Raw genomic sequence first — 25,480 nt, forward strand, 5'->3', positions numbered from 1 at the left:
TGCGATTTTTTCGATCAATTCGGACGCGTCGTTAGCGTCGCTTCAACCTCGATCCATTACAACCGAACGCTGGTATTGGTGTTTTGGGGCGAAGGGGGACGGATGTCTCCGGCGCAAGGCGATGATGGCGCGTCCACCGCGACGCGCCTTGGGCGCATTCTGCTGGTCGATGACCAGGCGCAGAATCGCGACATGTTGGGCCGCCGCTTGGAGCGGCGCGGCTACGAAGTCGTGTTGCGCGAAACCGCGATCGGCATCGAGGATGCGATCGCGGAAGATAATATCGAACTGGTGCTGCTCGATTGGATGATGCCGGAGCGTTCGGGCTTCGATGCGTTGACGGGCATTCGCGCGCGCTTTGACGCCGAGCACGTGCCGGTGATCGTGGTCACGGCGCTGGATGATGGTGATATCGTGTCAAAGGCGCTTGAAGGCGGCGCCAACGACTACATCTCCAAGCCCATCGATTTGCGGGTTTTGAGCGCGCGCGTGAAGGCGCAGCTCGATCGGCGAAAAGCCGTGCTGGAACTCGACGCCATCCGTAACGATCTTGAACGCACCGTGCTGGAGCGTACGCAGGATCTGGTGGCGGCGAACGAAACGCTTTCGGCCGAGATCAACGAGCGGCAAGCCGCGGAGGCGTTGGCGCAAACGCTGGCGCGCCATGATCCTTTGACAGGGCTCGCCAACCGCCGTCACTTCCTGGAAGAGCTCGAGCGCCGCCTGGCGTTGGTCGGGGAAGAGCAAAGCGCCTTCGCGCTGATGTTCATCGACCTCGATCGCTTCAAGCCGATCAACGACGTGCACGGCCACGCGATCGGCGACCAATTGCTGCAAGTGATCGCGACGCGCCTGAACGGCTGCATTCGCGACGACAGTTTCGCGGCCCGTCTGGGGGGCGACGAGTTCGCGATCCTGGTCGAAGGCCCTGGTGGCCGCGAGGGGGTTGCCGCCGCGGCGCGCCGGATATTGCATGAACTTTCCGCGCCGATCCTTGTGAACGGCTTGAAGCTGACGGTTGGCGCCTCGATCGGCGTCGCGCTGTGCCCCGAGGATGGCCACGACGCCGCGGAATTGCTGCAACGTGGCGACGCGGCCATGCTGCGGGCGAAGGAAGATCGCGGCGCCTATCAATTCTTCGATTCATCGATCGATGAAGAGCTGAAGTCGAAAGCAGCGCTCGAAACGGAATTGCGCACCGCGATCCCGGGTGGCGATATCGTCCCGTACTTCCAGCCGGTGGTGCGTGTCGACACGGGCGAATTGGCGGGCTTTGAAGTGCTGGCGCGCTGGCCGCACCGCGAACGCGGCATGATCTCGCCGGTGGCGTTCATTCCTGTCGCGGAAGAGGCGGGGCTCGTGGACGCCATGTTCTGGGCGCTGCTGGCGCAGGCGTGCCGCAAGGCGCTCGAGGCGCCGGGCGAGTTCATCCTCGCGGTCAATATTTCCCCCAGCCAAGTGCGCGATCAATGGTTCCCGGAAAAGGTGCTGCGCACGCTGCGTGAAACGGGTTTCCCGGCGCGTCGTCTGGAAATCGAAGTGACGGAAAGCGCGATGATAGGCGACGTGGCGCGCGCCAAGTCGTCATTGCTGTCGTTGAAGAACCAGGGCGTGCAGATCGCGCTCGACGATTTCGGCACCGGCTATTCGTCGCTCTTTCTGCTGCGCGAATTGCCCATCGACAAACTGAAGATCGACCGCTCGTTCGTGGCGCGGATCACCACCGACCGCGAAAATCAAACGATCGTGGGGGCGCTCGTGGGGCTCGGCAAAGCGCTTGGGCTTAAGGTGACGGCTGAAGGCGTTGAGGACGCTGCGACGGCGGATGCGTTACGCGCCATGGGCTGCGAGTTGGCGCAAGGCTACCTCTACGGCGCCGCGATCGCCGAGCCCATTTACGATCCGAAGGCGTTGCGCAAAGCGGTCTAGGCGTTCGCCGGGATTTTATAAGAGAACCACACGTTCGGTTCTTCGTAGACGCCGACGCCGCGCTCAAGGTCAACGCAGACCTTGGTCAATCCGCCGTCGATCGCGTAATCGCCAGATTGCTCGAATGTGCGGCCCGCCCACGTTTCCCAGAACGATACCGGCTCCTCGACCACCATGGACCGCGTCGCTTGGCCGACGATGCGGCCGCCGGCGGCAAGGTGGCTGCGCAGCCAAGGATCATAGGTGCGGCCTTTGTCGTCGGTCCAACGCAGGTACTCGGCCATGGGCACGTCGGGGTGCTTTGCTTTGGCGGTGGGGCGCACTGGAATGACCACGCCCTGAAAGCCGCATTCTTCCGCCATGTCGCGCATCGCCTTGATGACGAGGCGGGCGAGGCCCTTCGAGCGGTGCACTTGCGGCACCGAAATGCCGAGCCCGCCGAGCATGTTTGGCGTCACGTCCGCACGGCCCGCCGATTCCACAATCCAATCCCAGCCCTCGGCCGGAAGCTTGTCGGGATCGTCGCAATAGAACGGGACGCAACAGCCAATCGCGACCGGGTAACCTGTGTCTTCGTCAACCAGACAGATCTGAAAATCGGCGTAGCGCTCCAAGAGCTCGTCGTAATGCTTGAAGTGCGCGCGTGTGAAGTTGAGGTAACCCAGCGCGTTCCACGCCGATTGCTCAATCGCGATAGCAGCGCGTTTGAGCGCAAGGCTGTCGGCGCGCGTCTTTACGACGTACCGCGTCATCGGGCGTTCCTGACGTTTGTTAACTATTACCTGGGCTGGGGAAGCGAGTACCTGGTTGTCCCCCGATCATTGCTTCCACCGGCGACATTTCCCTAATAATGCGTAAATTCCTGGGTGGCAATACCTAATCTGCATTTACCTTTATTAAAATACAAGGTTAACAAGCCTCTGCCGATCGGCTGTCAAATCAAGCTTGGCCCCCATTATTAGTCTAATAGAAATAAATCTGCCTGTTGTGAGTAAGATTATATTCGTGAACGTATGCCATAACTCAGCATTGGCGCGTATTACTCCTTGTTTACTTTGGCATAACCATGACACTGGGTGGCATCCGATCTGTTCCCTACAAGAATGACCTGCGTCGTCTGACGCTGGTCATCGGAGCGGTGCTGACCTTCTTTGGCCTGCTCCTCTTGGCGGTTGTGGCTTATGCCGGCTGGTCCGCGAACCGCACCGCCATCGAGCGCGAGCGGCAATTGGTTGAAAACGCGCTGGACCAGGCGGTTAGCCGCGTACTCAATGAAGAGAAGGCGATCGCTTGGTGGGACGACGCGGTCATCAACGCGCAGCGCCGGCCGCTCGATCTCGACTGGATTGAGACCAATATCGGGGTCTATTTCTACGAGACCTACGGCCACGACGAAATGTACCTCGTCGATGGCGATAATCGGCCGATTTACGCGAATATTGGCGGCGAGTTGCAGCGTTATCCGGCGGTCGCGTTCTCGCGCCGCGCCAACGTGCTTGAACGGGTCGTGCGCGCGGCGCGAGGCGAGCGTGACGATGGGCTGCGCGTCCGTGACGGCGCCTTCACGGCCGACCAAGAACGCTATTCATTCCTGCTTGGCGCCCGCGACGCGAGTTGGTCGGGCCACATTCTGACGGTTGGCGGCGTTCCCGCTGTCGTCAGTGCGATGGCGATTGTCCCGAGCGTGGACGCCAACGTGCTGGTGGGCGAACCGCATCTGATGGTTTCGATCGTTCGCATGGACGAGGACTTCATGGCGTCGGTCGGCCGAACGCTCTTGATGCCCGATCTTACGCTGTCATCTGGACCGACGCGCGTCGAAGGCCTGATCTCTGAGCCGTTTCTGGCCGATGACGGCACGCCGATCGGCTATCTAAACTGGACGCCGAAGCAGCCAGGGCAGTTCTTGCTGGTCTTCATCTTGCCGCTCGTCGCGCTTGGCGTCATCGGCGCGGGCTTGTTGACCTGGACGATGATCCGGCGCTTGAAGCGCGCCTCGACGGACTTGGCGGATCGCGAAGAGCAATCGCGTCATCAGGCGCTGCATGACTCGCTCTCCGGTTTGCCGAACCGGCACCATTTCGTGGACCGTTTGCAGGAGCAGCTCGATGCGCTGATCCAGCAGCGCAATAATGGCCGTGTTGTCGTTGCCTATATCGACGTCGATCGCTTCAAGGACATCAATGACACGATGGGGCACCAGGCCGGCGACGCCTTGATCATGGCCGTCGCCAAGCGCTTGCAGGGCGCTATCGCGCCGGAAGACTTCCTATCGCGCTTCGGCGGCGACGAATTTGCGGTGCTGTGCCGCGCCAACAAGCCGGAGGCGGCCGACGAACTGGCCGCACGCCTGCGCGCCGCCTTCGAAGAGAGCTTCGACGTTTACGGTCAACACATCCGCATGACCGCCTCGATCGGCTTGTCCGTTGCGCCCGATCACGGCGCATCGCCGGCCGAGTTGATGCGGAACGCCGATATCGCGCTCTATCAGGGCAAGAACAAGGGGCGCGATTGCGCAATGATGTTCAGCGCCGAGATGGCGGCGGAGGTCGAGCAGCGGCGCGAGATTGAGCTTGAGTTACATGCCGCGCTCGAAGCCAGGGCGCTGCAATTGCACTATCAGCCGCTCATCTCTTGCGTGGGCGGACGCGTTACCGGCGTTGAGGCGTTGTTGCGCTGGAAGCATCCAACCAAGGGCGACATCTCGCCGGCCGTTTTCGTGCCCATCGCGGAAGAGGCGGGGCTGATGCCGGCCCTGGGCGCCTTTGTGATCGAACGGGCGTTCGAGGAAGCCAAGCTTTGGCCTGACCTGGACGTGGCGATCAATCTGTCTCCAGTCCAGTTCCGCCATGTCGATCTGCCCGAATTGCTGAAAGACCTCGTCGCGAAACACGCCGTGAACCCCGCGCGGATCGTGCTGGAGGTTACCGAGGGCGTCCTGATGGAGACGACGGACCGCAACCGTCAGATTCTCGACGCCGTACGCGGCATGGGCTTCAAGGTTGCGCTCGACGATTTCGGCACCGGCTATTCGTCGCTGCGCTATCTGTGCGATTTCCGCTTCGACAAGATCAAGATCGACCGCGCGTTCGTGACCGGTATCCATGAGCGCAAACGGGCCATGACGATCATCCAGTCCGTCGTCACGCTGGGGCGCGGTCTGGGCATGGAGATCGTGGCCGAGGGCGTCGAGACTGAGGCGGAAGCCTCCGTCATGCGCTTGGTGGGCGTGACCGAGCTGCAGGGCTTCTTCTTCTCTCCGGCGGTTCCGGCCGACCAGGTTGCCGCGCTGGTGTCGGGCCTTGGTCACGTCGCCGCCGCGCCGGCGCGCGAGGCCAGCGCGACTCTCTCGGAACTGCGCCTGCGCCGGACCTGAGGCGCGGCCCCTCGCAAACGAGGCTCATTTCGCTTCGGCGACGATTTTCCAGAGATCCAATCACTTGAAGCGTCACTTTTATGTGCGCGGCTTGAGAAATCGCGGCGTGCGTCGCGCTATGGACAAAATTCGGCAAAATCGGCATGCCAACCCATGCGCGCGGTTAACGGGGGCGCCCCCGGCCGTGGCAAAGCGGGGTGAGGATCGGGCGGCCTCCCGGGGCCGACCTGTACTGGCGGCTTGAGGCGTCGCTGGACCTCCCTGGCGGATACGGAAGGGGACGGAGCCGGCATGCGGATCAACAAAGTTCAACTCGCGGGTTTGGCCGTAGCGCTCGCGGGCGTGGCGGCGGGGCCGGCGAACGCCGAAGACGTGACCATCAGCACGGCGACGACCACGCCGCTCTCAACGTCTGATCCCGGTGCGGCGGCGCCCGTTGAGGCCGGCGACATTACCATCGCCGACGGCGGGGCGATCACAATCACCGCGGGTCAGACCGCGATCACGGTGGATTCCAGCAACGATGTGACGTTGCAGACCAACAGCCGCATCAATGCCAACAACGCGGACAATGTCACGGGCATCCTGCTTGAAGGCGGGAACACTGGCACGATCACCAATGGAGGCCTGATCGCGTTGGTTGAAGACCACACGCCAGAAGATCTCGACAACGATGATGAGCCGGATGAGCCTTTTGCCGTTGGCGTTGGACGGACCGGGGTCTGGCTGCAGAGCGGTCCGGCTTTCGTCGGCGACATCGTCAATTCGGGTGTGATCTCTGTCGAAGGCAATCAATCCTACGGCATTCGCGTTGATGCGCTGCTGGATGATGGCGGCACGCTCACTGGTTCGATCACGCAAAGCGGCTCGATCTCGGTCACAGGCGACGATACCGTTGCCATCGCCATCACCGATACCGGCGGTGTTGCTGGCGACCTGATCATCCGTGGCGCAGTCGCCGCGCGCGGCGAGAACGCCGTTGGCCTGCTGGTCGACGGTCAAGTTGACGGCGAAGTGCGCATCAATGGTTCGTGGGTCGTCACCGGCTTCCGCACCACAACCCAGACGTCGGACGATTCCGATCTCGACCCGGATGACAAGGAAAGCGGCGGCGCCGCGATCCACATTCGGGACGATGTGCTTGGCGGCGTCACCATCGAAGGCATCGGCGTTGAGAACGATGAAGACGATGATGGAGATGGAGTCGACGAGAGCGATACGGGCGGCGATTCCGACGACAACGTCACGGCCAACGTCACAGTTTACGGCGACGCCCCGGCGATCTTGGTGGAGGCGGACGCCGCGTCTGGCTCATTTGTGTTGGGCGCCAACAGCGCAGGCTACGGCCTGCAAACCCGCGGCATCGTTATCGCCAATGGCGTCTATGATGAGATTGACGCAACGGCCATTCGCTTGCAGGGCGAGCCCGGCGCGTCCGTGACAGTGAACGGTGGCATCGCGATCGATAGCGGCGTGCAGGCGACGGCGTATGCCTCTGTGGACGGCGGCGCGGAGGCGACGGCGCTTCATATTGGCGGCAACGTGATCACGCCGAATGTCAGAGTGAACGGCGTGCTTCTCGCCACCGTTATCTCGGATGAGGAGGTGAACGCCTACGCGCTTCGCTTGGACGAAGGCGCTGACGTCGATCAAATCATCAACCGCGGCACCATTCGCGCGCGGATCCAGGGTGAAACGGGGACCGCGACAGCAATCCTTGACGATACGACTGCCGGGACGGTGAGTCTGATCGAAAACGGCGGCTCGATTATCGCGGAAGTCGTGCAGACTGACGATGACGTCACGGACGGCATTGATCCGCCGCCGGTAACAGGCGCTTCGATCGCGATCGATCTGCGTAATTCGACCGAGAACGTGCTTATCCACCAGCACGACATGGGTGATCTCACGGACGATGACGCCGATAACGATGTCGAGGACGTCGATATTCAGATCCTCGGCAATATTCTGCTCGGCGGCGGCGACGATACGATTGATCTCGAAGCTGGCGTGATCCGCGGGGACGTGTCGTTCGGCGGCGGCGCTGACGCCTTCAATATCGACAACGGCGCGGAATTCTATGGCCGCATCACCAATACGGGCGGCACCGGCCTCAACATCAATGTCATCGACGGCGCGCTGTACCACGCCGGCGGGGCGACTGACGCCACGTCGTTCACGCTCGCGGACGGTTCAACCTTCGGGATCGTGCTTTCCGAGACGCCGGGGCAATCGACTGCAATTACGGTCAATGGCACGGCGACAATCGGCGAGATCAATTTCGTGCCGGTTCTTCCGGACGGCTTGCCGGAGACCAGCGCAGACAACGAGTACGTATTCCTGACGGCCACCACGCTGAACGTGGATCCGAGCTTGCTCAATACGCCGCTGGCGGGTGAAGGATTGCCGTTCCTCTACAACCTGACTGTTACTGAGGCGACGGGCAACCCAAACGCGCTGCAAGCCAATTACGACATGAAGTCGGCGGCTCAGCTTGGGCTGACAAGCAACCAGACTGCTGCATTCGATCCGTTGATTGAGGCGCTGCGCTTGGACGAAGAGGCCTCGGCGGCGTTCGCGAACTTGAGCACGCAGGATCAATTCTTCGACGCGTACGAAGATTTGATGCCGAGTTATTCCTCGGCGGCGGCCGAGGTGGCGACTACTGCGATCCAGCAAATGCAGGGCGCCACGAGTAATCGCTTGTCGCTGACGCGCCTGCAGGGGCTCGATGAAGTGTCGGTGTGGGCGCAGGAGATTGGCTACGCCATCACACGCACGCCGCCAACGTCAAATGGTCAGGAATTCGAAGGTACGGGCTTCGGTATGGCGGTCGGTATCGACGGTCCGCTCAATAGCGGAGATCTGTTCGGATTGTCGGCGTCTTTCCTTGCGTCGGAGGTCGAGGAGGCTGGGCGCCCGGAAGGTGAAATCTCGACCTGGTTTGGGCAGCTCAACGCCTATTGGGGCGGTGCGCGGGGACCCATCGACCTGGATGTCATCGCCGGTCTCGGCGCGGGCCAGATGCAGTCGCGGCGCTTCGTGGAAATCGGCGACGACTTCAGCGCGCAGACGGAAGCTGATTGGTGGGCGTTTGAAGGCCATGCCTCTGTGCGGGCCTCTGCGCCGATGCGTCTGACCAATTGGCTGGTGGCGACGCCGCAGGTCGGTCTCACCTATGTCGGGTTGTCTGAGCAATCCTATACCGAAGAGGGCGGCGGCGCGGCGATCGACTATGACGTCGATGGCGTCTTCTCGCAGCGACTTTGGGTTGATGCCGGCATGGAGCTGAGCGGCAATTTCGCGTTCGGCGCACGAAGTGTCATCGCGCCGCGCGTATTCGTGGGTTATCGCGCCAACGCCATTGACGAAGAGGCGGAGCGCACCGTGCGCTTCGTCTCGGGCGGCGATGACTTCACGCTGATCGATGAAGGTCTTGGCGACGGCGGTCCGATCGTCGGCATCGGCATCGACGCCAGCAACGGCTATTCGACCTTCTCACTCGGCTACGAAGGCGAGTTCGGCGACCAGATCGAACGTCACAGCATCAACGCAGCGATCCGATTCCGCTTCTAACGGCGGCGTCACGGGCAAGTGTGAGGCGGCGCCTGCAGTGCGGGCGCCGCCTTTGCTTTATGAGAACGCCGGAGCCGCTGCTTCGACTTGGTCGCGCCGGGCCGGGCTGATTTGACCCAAGGTCTCCAAAAACCGCGGATGCGACATGCCGGAGCCGAGATAGGTCCAGCGATTGGCCTGGTGCTGCTGCGCAAGAAAGCGCGCGCGCTCCGCATCGCTTAGAGTCCGGCCGGTGGCGCGTTGCAGGGCGTCCAGGTCAAGCAGCGTCTGTTGCTTGACGCCTTCGTCGAAGAAGGCGCCGAGTTCGAGATAGGCCTCGATGCCGGCGTCGATTTCGGCTGCGCTCAGGCGTTCGGCGATGGAGAGCGTCATGAGCGCGTCAAGCTGGGCGTGTTGATGCTCCTCCATCCAATGGTGCAGCAGGAGACTCTTGAATTGCGGATCCAGGCTGGCGTCGTCCTTCATGGCGTCGGTGAAGTGGCGCTGAGTCATCCATTCAATTTGCAGCGTCAGTAATGAGACCGCGAGCGCCGGCTTGCTCAGCACGTGTTTACCGATTGCATCCGGCGGCCCAATGACGTCGCAACGCGTGCCGAAATTCCGGAGAAATTCCTCGCGGAAGCAGCGGAAGAGATGGATGTGCTTGGCTTCCTCGTTGGCGAACTCAAGAAAAGCGCGCGCCTTATAATTGTCGCCCTCCAGCAGAGGCGTGATGATGAGGGGCCGCGCGTGATCGAGCACGAACGGCAGAATGAATTCCTCGATCACGCCGAACAGCGAGAGATAGGCGTGGCCGCGAATGTGATTGAGCGTGAGTTTTTCGGCCTCGCTGAGGAAGTCCAAGTCCGCAGTCCTGGCGAAGCTTTCCGGCATGAAGGGACGGCTGAAGTCGAGGCGCTTGTCACCGCCGATTATGTCTTCGACGCGCCATTGGATGCGTTCGGAGCGCTGCAGGCAATCCTTGAAGGAATATTGGTAGGTCATTTGAATTCTCCGGTTTAGAGCGTTGCGTTGGTTACGTTTGAGGTGCGCCAGGACTTGACCTGCGCGCGTTGGTTGCGGCGAATGTCGCTATGGATGCGCTCTCCGACGTGCTGCGTCTGGTTCGCTTGACGGGCGGCGTCTTTCTTGACGCGCGGTTCACTGCGCCATGGTCGATCGCCGGGAAGGTTCAGCCTGAGGAGATACGGGGCTTTGCGGAGCGGCCCGCGCACGTGGTGAGCTTCCATTACGTCGTTTCTGGGCGCCTGGTGGCGAACGTGCTCGACGGCCCGCCGCATGAGTTGCGGGCTGGTGAGATTGTGCTGCTGCCGCATAACGATGTGCATGTGCTGGGCAGCGCGGTGGGGCTCACGCCCGAGCCTGCAGCGCGTATCGTCCTGTCCGGCGCCGGGGTCGAGCAATTGCTCTACGGCGGAGGTGGCGAAGAAACGCGCATCGTGTGCGGCTATCTTGGTTGCGACGCGCCCACCAACTTGCTGGTCGAGACATTGCCGTCGCTCCTGACGCTCAACGCCAACGAAACGCCCGGCGGCGCCTGGATTGCGCAGAGCTTTGCATTCGCCGCGCAGCAACTGGCCGACGGCGTGCCGGGCGGAGGCTCGCTGATCGCGAAGCTTTCCGAACTGATGTTCGTGGAAGCTGTGCGGCGTTACATGGACAGCCTGCCCCCTGAGCAGACGGGCTGGTTGGCGGCCATGCGCGATCAGGCCGTCAGCAAAGCGTTGGCGCTGATGCACACGCATCCGCAGCGCGACTGGACGGCCAACGATCTGGCCGATCAGGTCAATCTCTCGCGTTCGGCCTTCGCCGATCGCTTCAGCAACTTGGTTGGTATGCCGCCCATGCGCTATCTCACAAACTGGCGCATGCAGCTGGCCGCCAACAAGCTGCGCGACTCGACCCAAACGATCGCGCAGATCGCTTTCGACGTCGGTTACGAGTCCGAGGCGGCCTTCACCCGTGCATTTAGACGCGAGATGGGACGTCCCCCAGCGGCGTGGCGCAAGAAGTTGCAGAGCGCGTGACATGGTTCAGGCCCAGAAAGCGGCGGCGCGGTCCGCCAACGTCAGATGCACGGTGGTCACCAGAGTGAGTGAAAGCGCGTAAGCGATGGCGCGCACCATCGACGAAAGGCGATTGGGACTATCGGGGAGCATGGTTGATCCTTGGGGAGGAAGATCGCCTGGCGACGCATCGGGGCGCGCGCCGCCAGGCACGGCGCCGGCTCAGTAGGTCTCGATTGCGACGCTGACCGGCACAGACTTGGAGACGACATCAAACACTGGCGACATCTGCGTCAGCGCCTTGATTGTCTCCGGCATGGCTTTGGTTTTCACGCGCATGGAAACGCGAATGGCCGAATAGCCCTTGCGGACATCCTGCGAGAGCCCGAGGAAGCCGCGCAAATCGAGGTCGCCGTCGATCTCACTGTCGATGGCTTCGATCGTGATGTTGCGCGCCGCAGCGTGATAGGCGGTGGTCGTGGTCATGCAGCCAATGAGGGCGTGGAGCAGCCACTCGACTGGATTTGGCGCGCCGTCGTCGCCCAGAAGCACTTCAGGCTCGCCGTTCTCTGCAATGAACGCCTGCACTCCGGTGCGGTGCTCGCTGAGCGCGCCGGTAAATTCCTTCATGGTGGTGCGATTGCGGTCGCCGCCCATCCAGGAATTCGTGGCGCGGAAATTGAACTTGGCGATCTCGGCGTTGCCCTTGACGGCTTCTATTGTGTCGAAGAGCGCGGTCACGTTCACACCGTTTGTGACGGTCGGCGCGGCGGTCTTGGTTTGAGCGTTCGTCATTTGTGTAGGTTCCTGTAAGGCGTCGTGGGAAGACGACGAGGCGAGGGATAGGTGATCGGCATTGTCCTCTGAATGACTGCTCCGCCGCCTTGTTTGACCGAGACGCCGGAAGCGGCCTGACGATGCTCAAAATGCGCGCGCACCGTTGCGGCGCGCGTTGGGACCGGCGCGCACAAACCTGGGCCATCGTTGGAATTGGCGTTGGAAACGCGTGTAAGCGCCGTTATTCCGCCAGAAAGTCGCGGATTTCCGACATGAGCCGCGCCATTGCCGGCTCTTGTTCCAGAACGACGTGGTTTTGGCTGTCAAGAATGACGAAGCGCGCGCCGGGTATGCCTGTCGCGAGCTCGCGTCCATTCGGTAGGGTGACGCGCGCGTCGTTGCGGGAGTGGATGACAAGCGTGGGCGTGCGCACCTGAGCAAGGCGGTGGCGCACATCGATATCGCCGAGGGCGCTCATCAGGCGCTCCGCGTTTTCGGGCGACGCGGAGATGCGCTGCATCTCGTTGAACCAGTCCATCTGCTCTTGCGTCGCGCCGGGTATGAAGAGCGAAGTGAACAGCTGCCGATAGGCGGGGTTGTCGCGTCCCCAGCCCGTGCGCGTGAGCAACATCTGCGCTTCGGCGGCTGGAATAGTCTCCGGGCGATCGTGCAGCCGCCAACCGCGCGCGTAACCGCCGTAGAGGACAAGTTTCGTGACGCGCTCTGGATGGCGGGCGGCATATTCGATCGAGACGGCGCAGCCTTGGCTGATGCCCAGCAGCGGAAAGCGCTTCAGCCCAGTTGCGTCGACGACGGCTTCCAGGTCCGAAACCATGGCGTCCAGCGACATGTCCGATACGGTCCAGTCGGACAGGCCGTTGCCGCGCGCATCGTAGCGCACGAAGAAGTGGCGGCTGGCGAATTCGCGGAAAACATAGCGCCAAAGCGGACTTTCCCAATCGAATTCAAGATGGTTCATCCAATTGGCGGTTTTGACCAAGGGCGGGCCTTCGCCCACTGTTGCGTAGGCGATACGGACGCCGTCCCGCGCCACGCAAAATCGTACGTCCTGGCGCAAGGGCGCATCCAACGCGATCCGCGCGGGCTGGCGCGGTGGCGTGTGCGCGCGTGGTGTCTGCAAAGCATCGCGTAGGGCGGCGTCATTGTACGGGCCGAGACCGGCGAGAATGCGGGCGCTGGTCTCGCATTGTTGTTCAGCCTCGGCGCGCGCCCCGGTTTGCGCGAGATGAGCGATGAGACGCGCGTGGGCCGCCTCGTCGCCCGGGTCGAGATCCAGACGGGCGCGCAGTGCGGCGCCCGCTTCAAGGGGCGCGTCCGTGAGTTTGGCGCTCAGGGCGTCAAGCACGCAAAGGTGCAGCCGGCGCGTCTGCTCCTGCTGTCCCAGGCGCCACGTCTCGAACGCCGGCTGCGCGGACAGATCCAGACCGGCGATGAACGGACCACGGAAAAGCGCCGCCAATTCGCGAAGCTGGTGCGCGGAAAGGGCGTCCAGCTCGCCCGCGCACGCCGCTCGGACGCGAATGAAATCCACCTCACAGCCAGCCGGTTCAAAGCTGACGCGCTCCCGGTCGGCTAGGAGCCGCTCCCCGGTTTCATCGTTGAGAAGCGGGCGGAGCTTGGTGAGGGACCAACGCAGGGCCGCGCGCGGATCGTCGGGCACTTCCCAGAGCAGGTCGCACAACGCGTCGCGCCGCTGGGGCGCCCGCTGCAAAGCGAGAAAGGCCAGGAGCGCGCGGGTCTTCTTCGACGCCGGCAACGGAACAAGCGCGCCGTCGCGGCGAAGTTCCAGTTCGCCCAGGAGTCTGATCTCAAGGCCCATGCGCCTGTTAAGCACGTGCGCGGTGCTCGCGGAAGTCGTAGGCGCGCAGGGCTGTGGCCGCCGTCACGCTTGACTTCCACAGCGAACGCCGTACCGCCGATATATGGCAACGGGGCAGGAGGACATGGCCGAACCCGAGCGCGCGCCCGCCGATGACGCGCTGGCCAAGCATTTACGCGCAAGCCTTGAAGGCATGCCTGACGGCTTCGTGCTGCTCGATCGCGATTGGCGCTTCCTTTATGTGAACGAGCAGGCCGAGCGGCAATTGCAGCGCCCACGCGAGGCGCTGCTCGGCAAGAACATGTGGGAAGAGTTTCCCGAGGGCGTGGGCACCGTCGCCGATATCGAGTATCGCCGCGTACTGCGCGAGGGCGGCTCCACTACATTCGAACTGGATTACCCCCCGCTCAATGCGCGGCTTGAAGTGCGCGCCTTCCGCACCGAGAGTGGCGGACTGGCTTTGTATGTACGCGACATCACGCGCACGCACGCCACACAGGAGCGGGCGCTGCTGCTGCAGGCGGCGGTGGCGCAATTGGACGACATCGTGCTGATCACTGAAGCGGCGACGCCGGAATCGCCGACGCCTGGTATTGTGTTTGTAAATGCCGCCTTCGAGCGCGTGACTGGTTACTCAGCGGCGGAAGCCCAAGGCCGATCACCGGAATTCATGCGCGGGCCGCTGACGGATGTGTCGGTCGTTGAGGGCATGCGCGACGAGTTGCGCGCGGGCCGCGCGGCGCGCGGCGAGATGATCTACTACGCCAAGGATGGTCGTCCAATCTGGATCGACATGCAGCTGGTTCCCTTCCGCGCCCCCAGCGGCCAAGCCACCCATGTGGTGATCGTCTCGCGGGACATCAGCGAACGCAAACGGAGCGAGCAGGCGCTGCGTGAATCCAATGAGCGCTTCCGCATCATTGCGCAGGCGACTGCGGACGTTGTCTGGGACTGGAACCTCGTCGACGACACGATTTGGTGGGGCGACGGCATGCGCACCCGCTTTGGCTACGCCTATGACAACACGCCACAGATCGGCGAAAGCTGGGTGCAGCACATACATCCGGATGACGCGGAGCGCGTTGTTGGCGGCATTCACGCCGTTATTGATGGGGCGGGCGATGTCTGGACGGAGGAGTACCGTTTCCTGCGTGCGGACGGATCGGCGGCGCAAGTCACCGATCGCGGCTTTGTCATTCGCGACGACAAGGGCAGAGCCGTTCGCATGGTGGGGTCCATGCTCGATGTCACCGAGCAGCGCGAGCTCGAAGCGCAATTGCGCCAGTCGCAGCGCCTGGAGGCGGTAGGGCAGCTTACGGGCGGTGTCGCGCACGATTTCAACAATCTGCTGACTGTGATCCTGTCGAACGCGGAATTGCTCGAAACGCGCTTGGTCGGTCAGGAGCATTTGCACATGCTCGCGGAGATGACGCGTGTGGCGGCCGAGCGCGGCGCGGAGCTCACGAGCCGCTTACTCGCATTCTCGCGACGTCAGGCGTTGGAGCCGAAGCCCACCGATGTCGCGGCTCTGGTGCGTGGCATGGAGGGGCTGCTGAGGCGCGCGATTGGCGAGCAGATCGAGGTGCGCATCGCACCGGCGGCGGGACTATGGCACGCGCTGATCGACAAGCTTCAGCTCGAAACCGCGATCCTAAACCTGTGCATCAACGCGCGCGACGCCATGGCCGACGGCGGCGTGTTGCAGATCGAAATGAGTAATGTCGCCGACGATCCAGAAGTCGGCGATTGTGTGCTCGTCAGCGTGGGCGACACTGGCGCAGGGATGGACGAGGCCACGCGCGCACGCGTGTTTGAACCGTTCTTCACGACGAAGGACGTGGGCAAGGGATCCGGCCTCGGGCTCTCGATGGTTTATGGCTTCGTGACGCAATCCAAAGGGCGCATCGACATCGAGACAGCGCTTGGCGAGGGGACGAAAGTCAAACTTTATCTGCCGCGTGCGCATGCGGCGGTTGCGCGAGAGGGTGTCGCGCCGGTCGCAGAGGCGTTGTCGGGCGACGAGCGCATTCTCCTGGTCGAAGACGACGATCTCGTCCGCGTTCAGGTTTCCAGCGAGTTGACGGAGCTAGGCTATCGCGTGGTCACCGCGCGAAATGCGATGGAAGCGATCGCGGTGCTGCGCGCTGGCGAGCCCTTTGATCTCTTGTTCACCGATGTGGTGATGCCGGGCGGCGTAAATGGGCGGCAATTGGCTGATGCAGCGCGTAAGCTAATGCCTGGATTGCCGGTGCTCTACACCACCGGCAATCCAGATATCGTCATGTCCGAGGATGGCGGATTGGCGCTTGGCACCCATTTGCTGCGGAAGCCCTACCGACGCCGTGAACTGGCGACCAAATTGCGTGAGGCGCTGGCGAGCCGTCCGCAGAACGGGGCTTGAGCCGCGCGCGCGCATATGCAGAGTTCGAACGGACTTTGCGGGTGGGCGCGATGATGTTTCGAACTGTGATGTGCGCGGCGGCGATGGCGTTCGCGTCAATGGCGCAGGCGCAGGACATCCCCGGCGCGGCCGATCCGCAGCTACGCGCGTTGTATGAGGCCGACTGGGCCTGGAGCATGCGCGAGTTCGCGCAAATCGATGACGGCGAAGGCGGCATCACGGACGGTGATCGCCTGCCGAGCGTAGCTCCGGCCGCACAGGCGCGGCGCACGGCGCATTGGCGGGAAACGCTCGCCGCGCTTGACGCCATTCCGGTCGAGCAATTGTCCGAGGGCGAGCGCGTGAACGCCGCCGTGTTTCGTACCAACCTTGAAATCGCGATTGCCGACGCGCGCTTTCGTGAATGGGAGATGCCGTTCAATAGCGATTCCTCTTTTTGGTCGTATCTGGCTGAGCGGCAGCAGCTACGCGATGCAGCGGCCTATCGGCGCTATATCGGGCGCATGCGCGATACGCCGCGGTATTTTCGCGAGCAGATCGCCAATATGCGCGCGGGGTTAGCGCGGGGGTTCAGCGTCCCGCGCGTGACGCTGGAGGGGCGTGATCAATCGATTGCGTCGTTTACCGAAGCCAATATCGAGCGCAATCCGTTCTATGCGCCGTTCACGACGATGCCCGCGACCATTCCTTCCGCCGAGCAAGAAGAGCTGCGGCGCGAAGCGCGCGGCGTCATTCAAAGCGCTGTGATCCCGGCCTACCAGAATCTGCTGCGCTTCTACCGCGACTCCTATTTGCCCCGCGCCCGGACCACGATCGGCGCCCGTGAAATGCCGGACGGGGCGGCATATTACGCGGCGCAAATCCGCGAATACACGACGCTCGATATGAGTGCGGAAGAGGTGCATCAGCTGGGTCTGCGCGAGGTGGCGCGGATCGAAGCGGAGATGCAGGCGGTGATGCGCGAAGCGGGATTTACGGGCTCGCTGCAGGATTTCATCACCTTCCTGCGCACTGACCCGCAATTCTACGCGCGCACGCCGGATGAACTCATGATGACGTCGGCCTGGGTGGCGAAGCGCACGGATGAGCGAATTGGAGATGTCATTGGTCTGCTGCCGCGTCGGCGCTTTGGAATCGTACCCGTGCCGGATACGATCGCGCCGTTCTATACAGCCGGTCGCGGCGGCCTACGCTCGTGCATGATGAACACCTACAATCTGCCCAGCCGGCCCCTCTATAATATTCCGGCCTTGACGCTGCATGAGTGCGCGCCGGGCCATTCCATGCAGGCGGCGCTGGCCGAAGAGCGCGACGCGATGCCGGCATTCCGGCGCTATACTTATTTCTCAGGCTATGGCGAGGGCTGGGGTCTCTATTCGGAGTATCTCGGCATCGAACTCGGCATCTATCGCACGCCGTACGAGAATTTCGGCCGCTTGAGTTATGAGATGTGGCGCGCGGCGCGGCTCGTGATCGATACGGGTATTCACCAATACGGATGGTCGCGCGATCAAGCGATCGAGTACCTCGCCAGCCACACTGCGCTCTCGCGGCATGAAGTGGAGACGGAAGTCGATCGCTACATTTCCTGGCCGGGGCAAGCGCTCGCCTACAAGCTGGGTGAACTCACGATCCGGCGCTTGCGTGCTGAAGCGGAAGCAGCGCTCGGGGCGCGCTTTGATCCGCGCCCGTTCCACGACGAAATCCTGGCGCTAGGCTCGGTGCCGCTCTCGGCGTTGGAGGAGCACATGCGCCGCTACATCGCCGCGCGGCAGGCGGAAGCGCGCTAGTTTGCGAGGGCGCGCAGCAGCTGGCCGTGCGTGAGCATAATGGCCAGCGACACCGCCACGCCAACAAGCCCACGCCAGCCGATCTCGCCCAGCGCGAGCTTGTTGCGGCCTTGGGCAATGGCGGCGAAGGGGGCGTTGGAGGTGACGTCGGCAAAGCGGTCCCAAGCGTCGGCGTCGCGGGCGCGGCCTTTGCGGTCGATCGAGCGGGCGCCGAAAATGGCCATCAGCGCCAGCCCGCCAAACAGCATAATGGCGAAGCGCTCGCCATTGATCAGCAGGTGGCCCGCGCCCCAGACCGCCGCGCCCCAGAGGAAGGGGTGGCGGGTGACGCGGAGCACGCCCCGCGCGGGCTCAGGCTGCGCCAAGGACCGACTTTCAAAGCCAGCATAGGTGGGGCCGGGCGAGAGCACGCCGGTGACGGCGAGCGCGACGCCGAGAAAGGAGAGGGCATAGCCGGGCCAGCGCAGCCAATCGGGCGGCAGCCAGAGCATTTCGTTCAGCGGATCAAAGGGATCGTCCCGCATTGTCTGGTAGCCCACGACCAGCCAAGCGAGCAGGGCCAACGAAGCCAGGGAGAAGAGGCCACGATAGGGCCATTCGCCGATCGCCGCCACGAGGCGCGCGCGGAGCCCGGTGGCGGAAATGCCGACATGGATGAGGACGAAACCGGCTAGAGCCCAGGCAAAATCATTCATGCGCGTTCCTCCCGCCGGGGCAAGGCTCGCCTGGGCTCGCTTTCCGCACAAGGCGACAAAGCCGCACTGGACGAAGCCCGCCAATCTGCTTATTCCCGGTGCCTTCGCGATTCCGGGTGATTAGCTCAGTTGGTAGAGCAGCTGACTCTTAATCAGCGGGTCACAGGTTCGAATCCTGTATCACCCACCATCGCTCCTATCTGATATTGGCGGCTTAGGCCGGCGCCTCCCGCGCCGGGCGTGCCTGCGCGTGCGGCTTATTCCAGTCTCTTGCATTACGAGACGGACTGTGTCCCTATGGCCGGCGGAGAGGAAGCGTCATGGTCTATATTCTAGGCGGGTGGCAAAGCGATTTTTCGGCCAATTGGGCGCGCGAGGGCATGGAGATCGCCGACGCGTTTGCGCAGTGCGTTGGCGCTGGACTCGAAGCAACCGGGCTTGAGCCGAAGGATGTCGAGTGCGGTCACGTCGGGAATTTCGTCGCGGAATTGTTCGCGGGCCAAGGCCTGCTGGGCGGCTTCTTCGGCCTCGTGCATCCCGATTTTGAAGGCATGCCCACCTCTCGCCATGAAGGGGCGTGCGCTTCGGGCAGTCTCGCGATCCTTGCCGCGGCCGCTGACATTGAAGCGGGCCGGTATGATCTGGCCTGCGTGGTCGGGCTTGAGCAGATGCGCAACGTGCCCGGCAATATCGCGGCTCAGAACCTGGGCACGGCGGCGTGGGCGGGCCATGAATTCCAGGATGCGACCTATCTGTGGCCGCGTGCGTTCTCCGAACTTGGTCACGAGTATCAACGCCGTTGGGGGCTGAAATACGAGCACCTGATGCGTATTGCCGAGATCAATTTCAGCAACGCCAAGCGCAATCCGAACGCGCAAACACGCAGCTGGAAATTCACGGACGCCAGCTTCACCGCCGACGATGAAGCCAATCCGGTCGTCGAAGGCATGATGCGCAAGCAAGATTGTGGGCAAGTGACGGACGGCGCCGCCGTGCTCTTCCTCGCCTCGCCGCGCCGTGCAGAAGAATATGCGCGCAGCCGCGGCATCGCATTGGAGTCGCTGCCGCGCATCAAGGGTTGGGGACATCGCTCAGCCAGCATTTCATATGAACGCAAAGTACGCGCCAGCGAGGGGCAGCCGTACGTGTTTCCACAGGTGCGCCGCGCCATCCTCGATGCGCGCGAGCGTGCAGGCATCAAGGATATCGCGCAGATTGATGCGGTCGAGACGCACGATTGCTTCACGACGACGGAATATATGGCGATCGAGCACCTGGGTCTTACCGCGCCGGGGGAAGCGTGGAAGGCGATTGAAGATGGTTCGATCGCGATGGGCGGGCGCTTGCCGATCAATCCGTCGGGTGGGCTGATTGGTCTGGGCCACCCGGTCGGCGCCACCGGCGTGCGCATGGCGCTCGACGCCTACAAGCAGGTGACGGCGCGCGCGGGCGATTGCCAAGTCGAGGGCGCCCGCAATGTGCAGACGCTGAACATCGGCGGCTCGACCACAACGACGGTAAGTTTACTGATCGGAACCTGAGTCCGGCGGCGCACTCGTGTTGACGCGCGAGTGCGCCCTGGTAACTTGTATAACAAGACTAACAAAAGCGGCGCGGCCAACGCGCCAGTCGAAGGGAGAGACCGGCATGAGCCACATGGATACGCTCCACACCATTATGGAGGCGTGGCATCGCCTCGATGTCGACGGCGTGATGGCGCACCTGCATGACGATTTCGTCTGGAACAATTCCGGCGGCATGATGCCAACGATCGACGGCAAGCCAGCGATGCGCGCCGCTTTGGAAAAAATGGCCTCCAAGCTGGAATCGAATTCTTGGCGCTTGTTCGACTACGCTGAAGTCGGCGACACGCTCTGGATGGAAGGCGTCGACGAATTCATCGGGAAGGACGGGGTGCGCGTCGCCGTCCCCTATGCGGGCGTGTTGGAGTTCAAGGACGGCCGCATTCTGAAATGGCGCGAGTATTTCAACGCTTATGTGCAAACCAGTCAGCGCGAGCAGAAAGTCGTGTCGCCTCTGGTTGAAGCGATGCTCAATCGCCCGGTTGTGAAGAGGGCGGGCTGATGGCGGTCGCGACGGCCGCGTCAGCGGTGCGCGCACCCATCCGCGAGGCCCGTCTGCTGCCGGTTGATCTCGATGTCGAGCGGCGCGCGGACGGCGTGATCGTGATGCGGTCACGCATTCCGCTGCGCGCTTACGACGCCAATCTGCCGGCGGTGTTCGCGCGCACAGCTGCCTCGAAGGGCGACAAGCCCGCGATGGCCAAGCGTCCGCGCGGCGGCGGCGACTGGGTGTTCACCTCATACGCGGACATGAAGCGCCGCATGGATGGCGCGGCGCAATGGCTGCTGAACAACGCGCCGAAGGGCCGCTCGTTGCTCATCCTGGCCGATAACGGGCCAAATTTCACGGTGATGACGTTCGCCGGCTGGTCCGCCGGCATGCCGGTGTGTCCGGTGAGTACGACATACGCCGCGCTGGGCGGCGATTACGGACGCCTGAAGCACGTTGTCGCGAAGGCGAAACCCGCTGTCATCTTCGCGGAGAGCGAGCGCGCACTTGCTGCATTTCGAGAGATCGATATCGGCGATGCGCTCCTGGTCACAGAGGCGCCTGTCACGGGCGTCGCGACCTCGCTGGAGGAACTGACATCCACACCCGCGACAGATGCCGTCGCCGCGGCGATCGCGTCCCGGACGCCGGACGATGTCGCCGCCTACATGCTGACGTCCGGTTCGACCGGCTTACCGAAATTGGTGACGATCACCTTCGACAATCTTGCCGCCAACAGCGCGCAATGCCAGCAGACGATCGGCGAGAGCGCCGGTTGGCATGATGTCATGCTGGATTGGCTGCCATGGCATCACGCCGCAGGCGCCTTTGTTATGCGGACGACGCTGCTTGAGGGCGGCACGGTGTATGTGGATGACGGCAAACCGGCGCCGGGGTTGTTCGACGAGAGTATCCGCAATCTGCGTGAGATCAGCGTCGGCTATTACAATAACGTGCCGCTCGGCTACGCCATGCTGGTCAACGCGCTTGAGCAGGATCCGGTGCTGCGCAAGACGTTCTTCTCGCGCATGCGCCTGATGCTCTATGGCGGCGCGGGGCTTTCGCAACCGATCTATGATCGCCTGCAGGCGTGCGCCGTCGCCGAAACGGGCCATCGCATCATGCTGACGAGCGGCTATGGTTCGACCGAGACAGTCTCCGCATTCATGGTCATTCATTTCGAGAGCGATGATGTGGGCCTTGGACTGCCGACGCCCGGCGCTGAGGTGAAGCTGGTCCCGAGCGGCGAACGTTATGAATTGCGCGCGCGCGGCCCGAACGTCACCGCAGGCTATCTCGATGAGCCGGAGAAGACGGCGGAAGCCTTCGACGAGGAGGGCTTCTATCGCACCGGTGATCTAGCGATCTTCCACGATCCAAACGAGCCCACGCGCGGCTTGGCGTTCGCGGGGCGTGCGGCGGAGGAGTTCAAGCTTTCGAGCGGTACATGGGTCTATGGCGGGGCGTTGCGCGAGGCTCTGGTTCGCGACCTCTCCAGCTTCGTCACGGACGTGGTGCTCTGCGACGAGAACCGTCCGTATCTGACGATTATGACCTGGGCCAAGCCGGGCGTCAGCGCCGAGAACATCCGTGAGGCGCTGAAGGCGTTCAACGCCACACAACATGGCGGTTCGCGCGTCCATCGCGCGCTGTTGCTTGCCACGCCCGCCGATCCGAATGCACACGAAATGTCGGATAAAGGCACGATCAATCGCCGTGCTGTGATCGATCGCCGCAAGGCGGAGGTGGAGCGGCTCTACGCGGACGCGCCGGACAACGGCATTCTCATCATCGAAGGTGGAACATGAGCAAACACGCTCCGGAAATTCAGGCGTTGCTGGACAAGCAGGCGATCACCGAAGTGATCAATCTTTACCTGCGCGCCGCCGACCGCGCCGACATCGAATTGCTTGCAACGTGCTACCACGACGACGCCTGGGAAGATCATGGCGGCGTTTTCAACGGGCCAGCCAAGGAATACGTGGCGATCATGGCCAAGATGCTGCCCAAGGGCGGCGTCATGAACCATCTCTCGACCAACATCCTGATCGAACTGAACGGCGATAGCGCCAAGGCTGAGCACTACATTCTTGCGTACGCGCGCATGAAGAAGGACGGCGAGAAGTTCGACACACTGACACTCGCGCGCGCGATCGATCGCTTCGAGCGCCGCGACGACGTCTGGCGCATCGCCAAGCGCACGCTTGTCTGGGAATGGAATCATGAAATGCCGTTCGCCGAGTCTTGGGGCCGCGGCCTCATGGCGCCGGACATTTCCGCGCTCGTGCGTGGCGGCAAGAAGCCCAACGACCCGCTCTACGCGGAGGGATAAGCAATGGATATTGAAGGTTCAGTCGTCATCGTCACAGGCGGCAATCGCGGCATCGGCGAAGCATTCGTGCGGGCGTTTGTCGCCGCGGGCGCCAAGCGGGTTTATGTCGGCGCGCGCGACCCGGGGAGCGCGGCGCATCTGGTTGCCGAGGCGCCTGACCATGTGGTTGCCGTCCAACTGGACGTATCCAAGCCCGATCAGATCGAGGCGGCCGCTGCGCAGTGCAAGGACGTGTCCATCGTCGTCAACAACGCTGGGGCATTTCTCAACAAGCGGCTTATGGCGGCTGAAGATATGAGCACGGCGCGCGAGGAGATGGAGGTGAACTATTTCGGTCTCCTCGGCATGTGCCGCGCCTTTGCGCCCGCGCTGAAGGCCAATGGCGGCGGCGCAATCGTCAATGTGCTTTCGGCGGGCGGTCTCGTCGCGGTGCCGGCGATGGGCGGCTACAGTCCTTCAAAATTTGCCGCACGCGCGGCGTCGACCTGCATTCGCGCTGAACTGGCGCCGCAGGGGACGCATGTAAGCGCACTCATTGTGGGATCGGTCGATACCCGCATGGCCGCGCATGTCGTGGGCCAGAAGGAACGCCCAGAAGACATCGCGAAGGTGGGCCTGCGGGCGATCAAGCGTAAGATCGATGAGATCGACACGGACCGAATGGCGGTCGAGACACGTGCGGACCTGGCGCGCGATCCAAAGGGTTTGGAGCGCGCGATGGCGAAGATGCTCTTCGCCGATCAAGTCACGACGGGGCGTTGAGGGGAGCGCATGATGGATTGGGTTTCAGTTCTTCTGGTGAATCTTGGCGTGTTGTGCGTCGGCTTTCTCGTGCTCTGGGTGATTACGATCTTCCGAAAGGACGCCACGATCGTGGACGCCTATTGGGCGCTCGGCATGGTCATCCTCGCGGTTTCGACAACGCTCCAGACTGGCTTTAGCGATCGCAATCTGTTGCTGCTCGGAATCTGCGCCGTGTGGGGCCTTCGTCTCGCGGGCTATATGTATTGGCGCATGCTCGATCATGGGCCGGATCGTCGCTACCAGAAGATGTTCGAGCGCCTGAAGAAGGACAGGAATTGGGGCTTCGCCACCTCAAGCCTCATAGCCGTCATCCTCACGCAGGCGCCGCTACAATATCTCGTCTCCCTACCTGTGCAACTTGGTCAGATCGATGCGGAGCCTGCCGCACTGGGCGCGCTGGCTTGGGTCGGCGCCGGTATCGCCGTGTTCGGCATCATCTTCGAATGCATCGCCGATTGGCAGCTCACGCGGTTCCGCAAGACGCCAGGCAATGAAGGGAAAGTGATGCAGGCGGGGCTCTGGAGATATTCGCGTCATCCGAACTATTTCGGCGAGGCGCTGACCTGGTGGGGGCTCTATCTGATCGCGGCGGAAACGCAGACGGGTCTGTGGTCGTTCGTCGGCCCCGCATTCCTGACATGGACGCTCGCGAAATGGTCGGGCGCGCCGACGATGGAGAACCGCATGCGCCGCCAGAAGCCCGACTATGCCGCCTATGTCGCGCGCACCTCAGGTTTCGTGCCCTGGTTTCCGAAGAAGGCTTAGAGGCGGGCGCGATAGGCGCCTGGCGCCGCATAACTGAAAAAGCCCGGGGCAGCCGCGCAGACGTCGGGGATCCCGCGCAGAGCCGCAGCCATCGTCGCGTCCGTAAGCGCGCGCGACGGCGGCGCGCTCGGATCGCCTTCGTGAATATCCAGCGTCATGCGGATGTTTGGCCGGCCCGTGATATCGACCAACCAATGCCCGCCGGTTTCGCCGCCATGCAAGGACGGCGACGACGTCCACAGGATCGAGAGCGTGAAGCGCGCGCCATTGTCATAAGCGGCGGTCCAACGCCAGAGGGTGGCCGCGACCGTACCCTTCTTCACCACGCCAGCGCCGATCGCGAGATCGTTTGGCGCAAGCGTGAGTTCGTGCAACGGCTCGAATGAAACCATCTTGGCGCTGATGGCATGGCCGACAAAGGCGAAGATTTCGCCGAACAGATTGGTATAGAGCGCCGCGAGCGGCCCTTTGGTGATGTCCTCTTGCGCGGGGTCCTTGCCGAAACCCATCATCCCGAACACGAATTCCGGCGAGGTCATCGCCGAGGCGTCGACCATTTCGCGCACATCGATGTGATCGAGCTGCGCGCAGAAGCCGGTTGCGGCCATGACGACGCGCTCAATGAAGCCTCCAGGGTTGACGCCGAGACCCGCGAGCGTGCTGTTGCCGCGCAGACATGCCTCGCGCAGCGGCGCGGCATAGCCGTCGCCGTGCGCGTCCGGAAAGTGAAAACCCGCAGTGGAGATGACGTTCTTGCCGGACGCCAACAGGCGTTCGACGTCTGCGTTCAGCTTTTCATAAGGCAGCGTGATACGCGGCGTGTGGATCACGACATCAGCATCGAGCGCGAGGATTTCTTCGATGTTCGACGTGGCCCGCACGCCGGTGTCAGGGCGCTTTGCGAGCTGGCCCGCGTCCATGCCCGCCTTCTTCTCGCTGTAGACATAGACGCCGACGAGTTCGAGGTCGGGGTGGTCGATGATGCGCCGAAGCGATGTGCGACCCATGGAACCCGTCGCCCATTGGATGACCTTGTACATCGCGATCCTTGAAATGCTTGCCGTTGCGGCGCGCGCTAGTTAGTCTCGTTATGCAAGAAAAAGAAGTGGGAGAGAA

Annotated in this window: 19 protein-coding genes and 1 tRNA gene; 13 read left to right on the forward strand and 7 right to left on the reverse strand. The window is 62.8% G+C overall.

The features are described 5' to 3' along the window. Positions 1-102 precede the first annotated feature (102 nt). Positions 103-1,929, forward strand: a complete 1,827-nt coding sequence (locus VF769_RS11875) for a putative bifunctional diguanylate cyclase/phosphodiesterase (RefSeq protein ID WP_331008625.1) — start codon at positions 103-105, stop codon at positions 1,927-1,929. On the opposite strand, the gene VF769_RS11880 is transcribed toward VF769_RS11875, so the two are convergent. Further along, positions 1,926-2,681 (reverse strand): hypothetical protein, encoded by a 756-nt coding sequence (locus tag VF769_RS11880; RefSeq protein ID WP_331008626.1) that lies wholly within the window; start codon positions 2,679-2,681, stop codon positions 1,926-1,928. The genes VF769_RS11875 and VF769_RS11880 overlap by 4 nt on opposite strands. Positions 2,682-2,995: 314 nt before the next feature. On the opposite strand from VF769_RS11880, the gene VF769_RS11885 reads away from it, so the two are divergent. Together VF769_RS11885 and VF769_RS11890 are read left to right on the forward strand one after the other, a co-directional pair. Further along, a complete protein-coding gene (locus VF769_RS11885; RefSeq protein WP_331008627.1) occupies positions 2,996-5,305 on the forward strand; it encodes a putative bifunctional diguanylate cyclase/phosphodiesterase in 2,310 nt (769 codons plus the stop codon). 291 nt (positions 5,306-5,596) lie between these two features. Continuing rightward, positions 5,597-8,881 (forward strand): autotransporter outer membrane beta-barrel domain-containing protein, encoded by a 3,285-nt coding sequence (locus VF769_RS11890; protein ID WP_331008628.1) that lies wholly within the window; start codon positions 5,597-5,599, stop codon positions 8,879-8,881. A 57-nt stretch (positions 8,882-8,938) separates the two neighbouring features. Here VF769_RS11890 and VF769_RS11895 read toward each other — a convergent pair whose 3' ends face one another. Further along, entirely contained in the window at positions 8,939-9,865 is a 927-nt protein-coding gene (locus VF769_RS11895; protein ID WP_331008629.1) for a hypothetical protein, read from the reverse strand. A gap of 89 nt (positions 9,866-9,954) precedes the next feature. Between VF769_RS11895 and VF769_RS11900 the strand changes: the two genes are divergently transcribed. Further along, complete coding sequence (locus VF769_RS11900) at positions 9,955-10,908, forward strand: AraC family transcriptional regulator (protein WP_331008630.1); 954 nt, start codon at positions 9,955-9,957, stop codon at positions 10,906-10,908. A gap of 6 nt (positions 10,909-10,914) precedes the next feature. Here VF769_RS11900 and VF769_RS11905 read toward each other — a convergent pair whose 3' ends face one another. The 3 genes from VF769_RS11905 to VF769_RS11915 all read right to left on the reverse strand — a co-directional run bounded on the left by VF769_RS11905 (position 10,915) and on the right by VF769_RS11915 (position 13,504). Then, positions 10,915-11,040: a hypothetical protein gene (locus VF769_RS11905; protein WP_331008631.1), complete on the reverse strand. Its 126-nt coding sequence runs from the start codon at positions 11,038-11,040 to the stop codon at positions 10,915-10,917. Between the two features lie 69 nt (positions 11,041-11,109). Continuing rightward, entirely contained in the window at positions 11,110-11,682 is a 573-nt protein-coding gene (locus VF769_RS11910; RefSeq protein WP_331008632.1) for an OsmC family protein, read from the reverse strand. Between the two features lie 223 nt (positions 11,683-11,905). Continuing rightward, positions 11,906-13,504, reverse strand: a complete 1,599-nt coding sequence (locus tag VF769_RS11915; protein ID WP_331008633.1) for an alpha/beta fold hydrolase — start codon at positions 13,502-13,504, stop codon at positions 11,906-11,908. A gap of 124 nt (positions 13,505-13,628) precedes the next feature. On the opposite strand from VF769_RS11915, the gene VF769_RS11920 reads away from it, so the two are divergent. Together VF769_RS11920 and VF769_RS11925 are read left to right on the forward strand one after the other, a co-directional pair. After that, entirely contained in the window at positions 13,629-15,905 is a 2,277-nt protein-coding gene (locus VF769_RS11920) for a PAS domain S-box protein (protein WP_331008634.1), read from the forward strand. A 50-nt stretch (positions 15,906-15,955) separates the two neighbouring features. Then, positions 15,956-17,695 (forward strand): DUF885 domain-containing protein, encoded by a 1,740-nt coding sequence (locus tag VF769_RS11925; RefSeq protein WP_331008635.1) that lies wholly within the window; start codon positions 15,956-15,958, stop codon positions 17,693-17,695. Here VF769_RS11925 and VF769_RS11930 read toward each other — a convergent pair. After that, positions 17,692-18,390: an NnrU family protein gene (locus tag VF769_RS11930; protein ID WP_331008636.1), complete on the reverse strand. Its 699-nt coding sequence runs from the start codon at positions 18,388-18,390 to the stop codon at positions 17,692-17,694. The two genes, VF769_RS11925 and VF769_RS11930, sit on opposite strands and share 4 nt — an antisense overlap. Before the next feature lie 114 nt (positions 18,391-18,504). Here VF769_RS11930 and VF769_RS11935 point away from each other — a divergent pair. From VF769_RS11935 to VF769_RS11965, 7 genes are all read left to right on the forward strand, one after another. Beyond that, positions 18,505-18,580 (forward strand) — tRNA-Lys (locus VF769_RS11935). A 130-nt stretch (positions 18,581-18,710) separates the two neighbouring features. After that, entirely contained in the window at positions 18,711-19,931 is a 1,221-nt protein-coding gene (locus tag VF769_RS11940) for an acetyl-CoA acetyltransferase (protein WP_331008637.1), read from the forward strand. 106 nt (positions 19,932-20,037) lie between these two features. Next, the gene (locus tag VF769_RS11945) at positions 20,038-20,475 is read left to right on the forward strand and encodes a limonene-1,2-epoxide hydrolase family protein (protein ID WP_331008638.1); all 438 of its coding nucleotides are present in this window, start codon (positions 20,038-20,040) and stop codon (positions 20,473-20,475) included. Further along, positions 20,475-22,271, forward strand: coding sequence for an AMP-binding protein (locus tag VF769_RS11950; RefSeq protein ID WP_331008639.1), 1,797 nt, complete (start codon positions 20,475-20,477; stop codon positions 22,269-22,271). Before VF769_RS11945 ends, VF769_RS11950 begins: the two co-directional genes overlap by 1 nt. Next, positions 22,268-22,795, forward strand: a complete 528-nt coding sequence (locus VF769_RS11955) for a nuclear transport factor 2 family protein (protein ID WP_331008640.1) — start codon at positions 22,268-22,270, stop codon at positions 22,793-22,795. The genes VF769_RS11950 and VF769_RS11955 overlap by 4 nt, the downstream gene beginning before the upstream one ends. A 3-nt stretch (positions 22,796-22,798) precedes the next feature. Then, on the forward strand, positions 22,799-23,557 hold the full coding sequence (locus tag VF769_RS11960; protein ID WP_331008641.1) for an SDR family oxidoreductase: 759 nt from the start codon (positions 22,799-22,801) through the stop codon (positions 23,555-23,557). A 12-nt stretch (positions 23,558-23,569) separates the two neighbouring features. Next, on the forward strand, positions 23,570-24,364 hold the full coding sequence (locus VF769_RS11965; RefSeq protein WP_331008642.1) for a DUF1295 domain-containing protein: 795 nt from the start codon (positions 23,570-23,572) through the stop codon (positions 24,362-24,364). On the opposite strand, the gene VF769_RS11970 is transcribed toward VF769_RS11965, so the two are convergent. Next, entirely contained in the window at positions 24,361-25,404 is a 1,044-nt protein-coding gene (locus tag VF769_RS11970; protein WP_331008643.1) for a hypothetical protein, read from the reverse strand. The two genes, VF769_RS11965 and VF769_RS11970, sit on opposite strands and share 4 nt — an antisense overlap. Between the last annotated feature and the right edge of the window lie 76 nt (positions 25,405-25,480).

The organism is Vitreimonas sp. (genome assembly GCF_036392335.1).
Taxonomy (GTDB): domain Bacteria; phylum Pseudomonadota; class Alphaproteobacteria; order Caulobacterales; family Aquidulcibacteraceae; genus Vitreimonas.

Coding starts and splice junctions, on each gene's coding strand:
- VF769_RS11900 (WP_331008630.1), top strand. CDS start 9,955: ATGGATGCGCTCTCCGACGTGCTGCGTCTGGTTCGCTTGACGGGCGGC.
- VF769_RS11940 (WP_331008637.1), top strand. CDS start 18,711: ATGGTCTATATTCTAGGCGGGTGGCAAAGCGATTTTTCGGCCAATTGG.
- VF769_RS11965 (WP_331008642.1), top strand. CDS start 23,570: ATGGATTGGGTTTCAGTTCTTCTGGTGAATCTTGGCGTGTTGTGCGTC.
- VF769_RS11880 (WP_331008626.1), bottom strand. CDS start 2,681: ATGACGCGGTACGTCGTAAAGACGCGCGCCGACAGCCTTGCGCTCAAA.
- VF769_RS11960 (WP_331008641.1), top strand. CDS start 22,799: ATGGATATTGAAGGTTCAGTCGTCATCGTCACAGGCGGCAATCGCGGC.
- VF769_RS11915 (WP_331008633.1), bottom strand. CDS start 13,504: ATGGGCCTTGAGATCAGACTCCTGGGCGAACTGGAACTTCGCCGCGAC.
- VF769_RS11910 (WP_331008632.1), bottom strand. CDS start 11,682: ATGACGAACGCTCAAACCAAGACCGCCGCGCCGACCGTCACAAACGGT.
- VF769_RS11930 (WP_331008636.1), bottom strand. CDS start 18,390: ATGAATGATTTTGCCTGGGCTCTAGCCGGTTTCGTCCTCATCCATGTC.
- VF769_RS11925 (WP_331008635.1), top strand. CDS start 15,956: ATGATGTTTCGAACTGTGATGTGCGCGGCGGCGATGGCGTTCGCGTCA.
- VF769_RS11875 (WP_331008625.1), top strand. CDS start 103: ATGTCTCCGGCGCAAGGCGATGATGGCGCGTCCACCGCGACGCGCCTT.
- VF769_RS11920 (WP_331008634.1), top strand. CDS start 13,629: ATGGCCGAACCCGAGCGCGCGCCCGCCGATGACGCGCTGGCCAAGCAT.
- VF769_RS11955 (WP_331008640.1), top strand. CDS start 22,268: ATGAGCAAACACGCTCCGGAAATTCAGGCGTTGCTGGACAAGCAGGCG.
- VF769_RS11905 (WP_331008631.1), bottom strand. CDS start 11,040: ATGCTCCCCGATAGTCCCAATCGCCTTTCGTCGATGGTGCGCGCCATC.
- VF769_RS11890 (WP_331008628.1), top strand. CDS start 5,597: ATGCGGATCAACAAAGTTCAACTCGCGGGTTTGGCCGTAGCGCTCGCG.
- VF769_RS11885 (WP_331008627.1), top strand. CDS start 2,996: ATGACACTGGGTGGCATCCGATCTGTTCCCTACAAGAATGACCTGCGT.
- VF769_RS11945 (WP_331008638.1), top strand. CDS start 20,038: ATGAGCCACATGGATACGCTCCACACCATTATGGAGGCGTGGCATCGC.
- VF769_RS11895 (WP_331008629.1), bottom strand. CDS start 9,865: ATGACCTACCAATATTCCTTCAAGGATTGCCTGCAGCGCTCCGAACGC.
- VF769_RS11950 (WP_331008639.1), top strand. CDS start 20,475: ATGGCGGTCGCGACGGCCGCGTCAGCGGTGCGCGCACCCATCCGCGAG.
- VF769_RS11970 (WP_331008643.1), bottom strand. CDS start 25,404: ATGTACAAGGTCATCCAATGGGCGACGGGTTCCATGGGTCGCACATCG.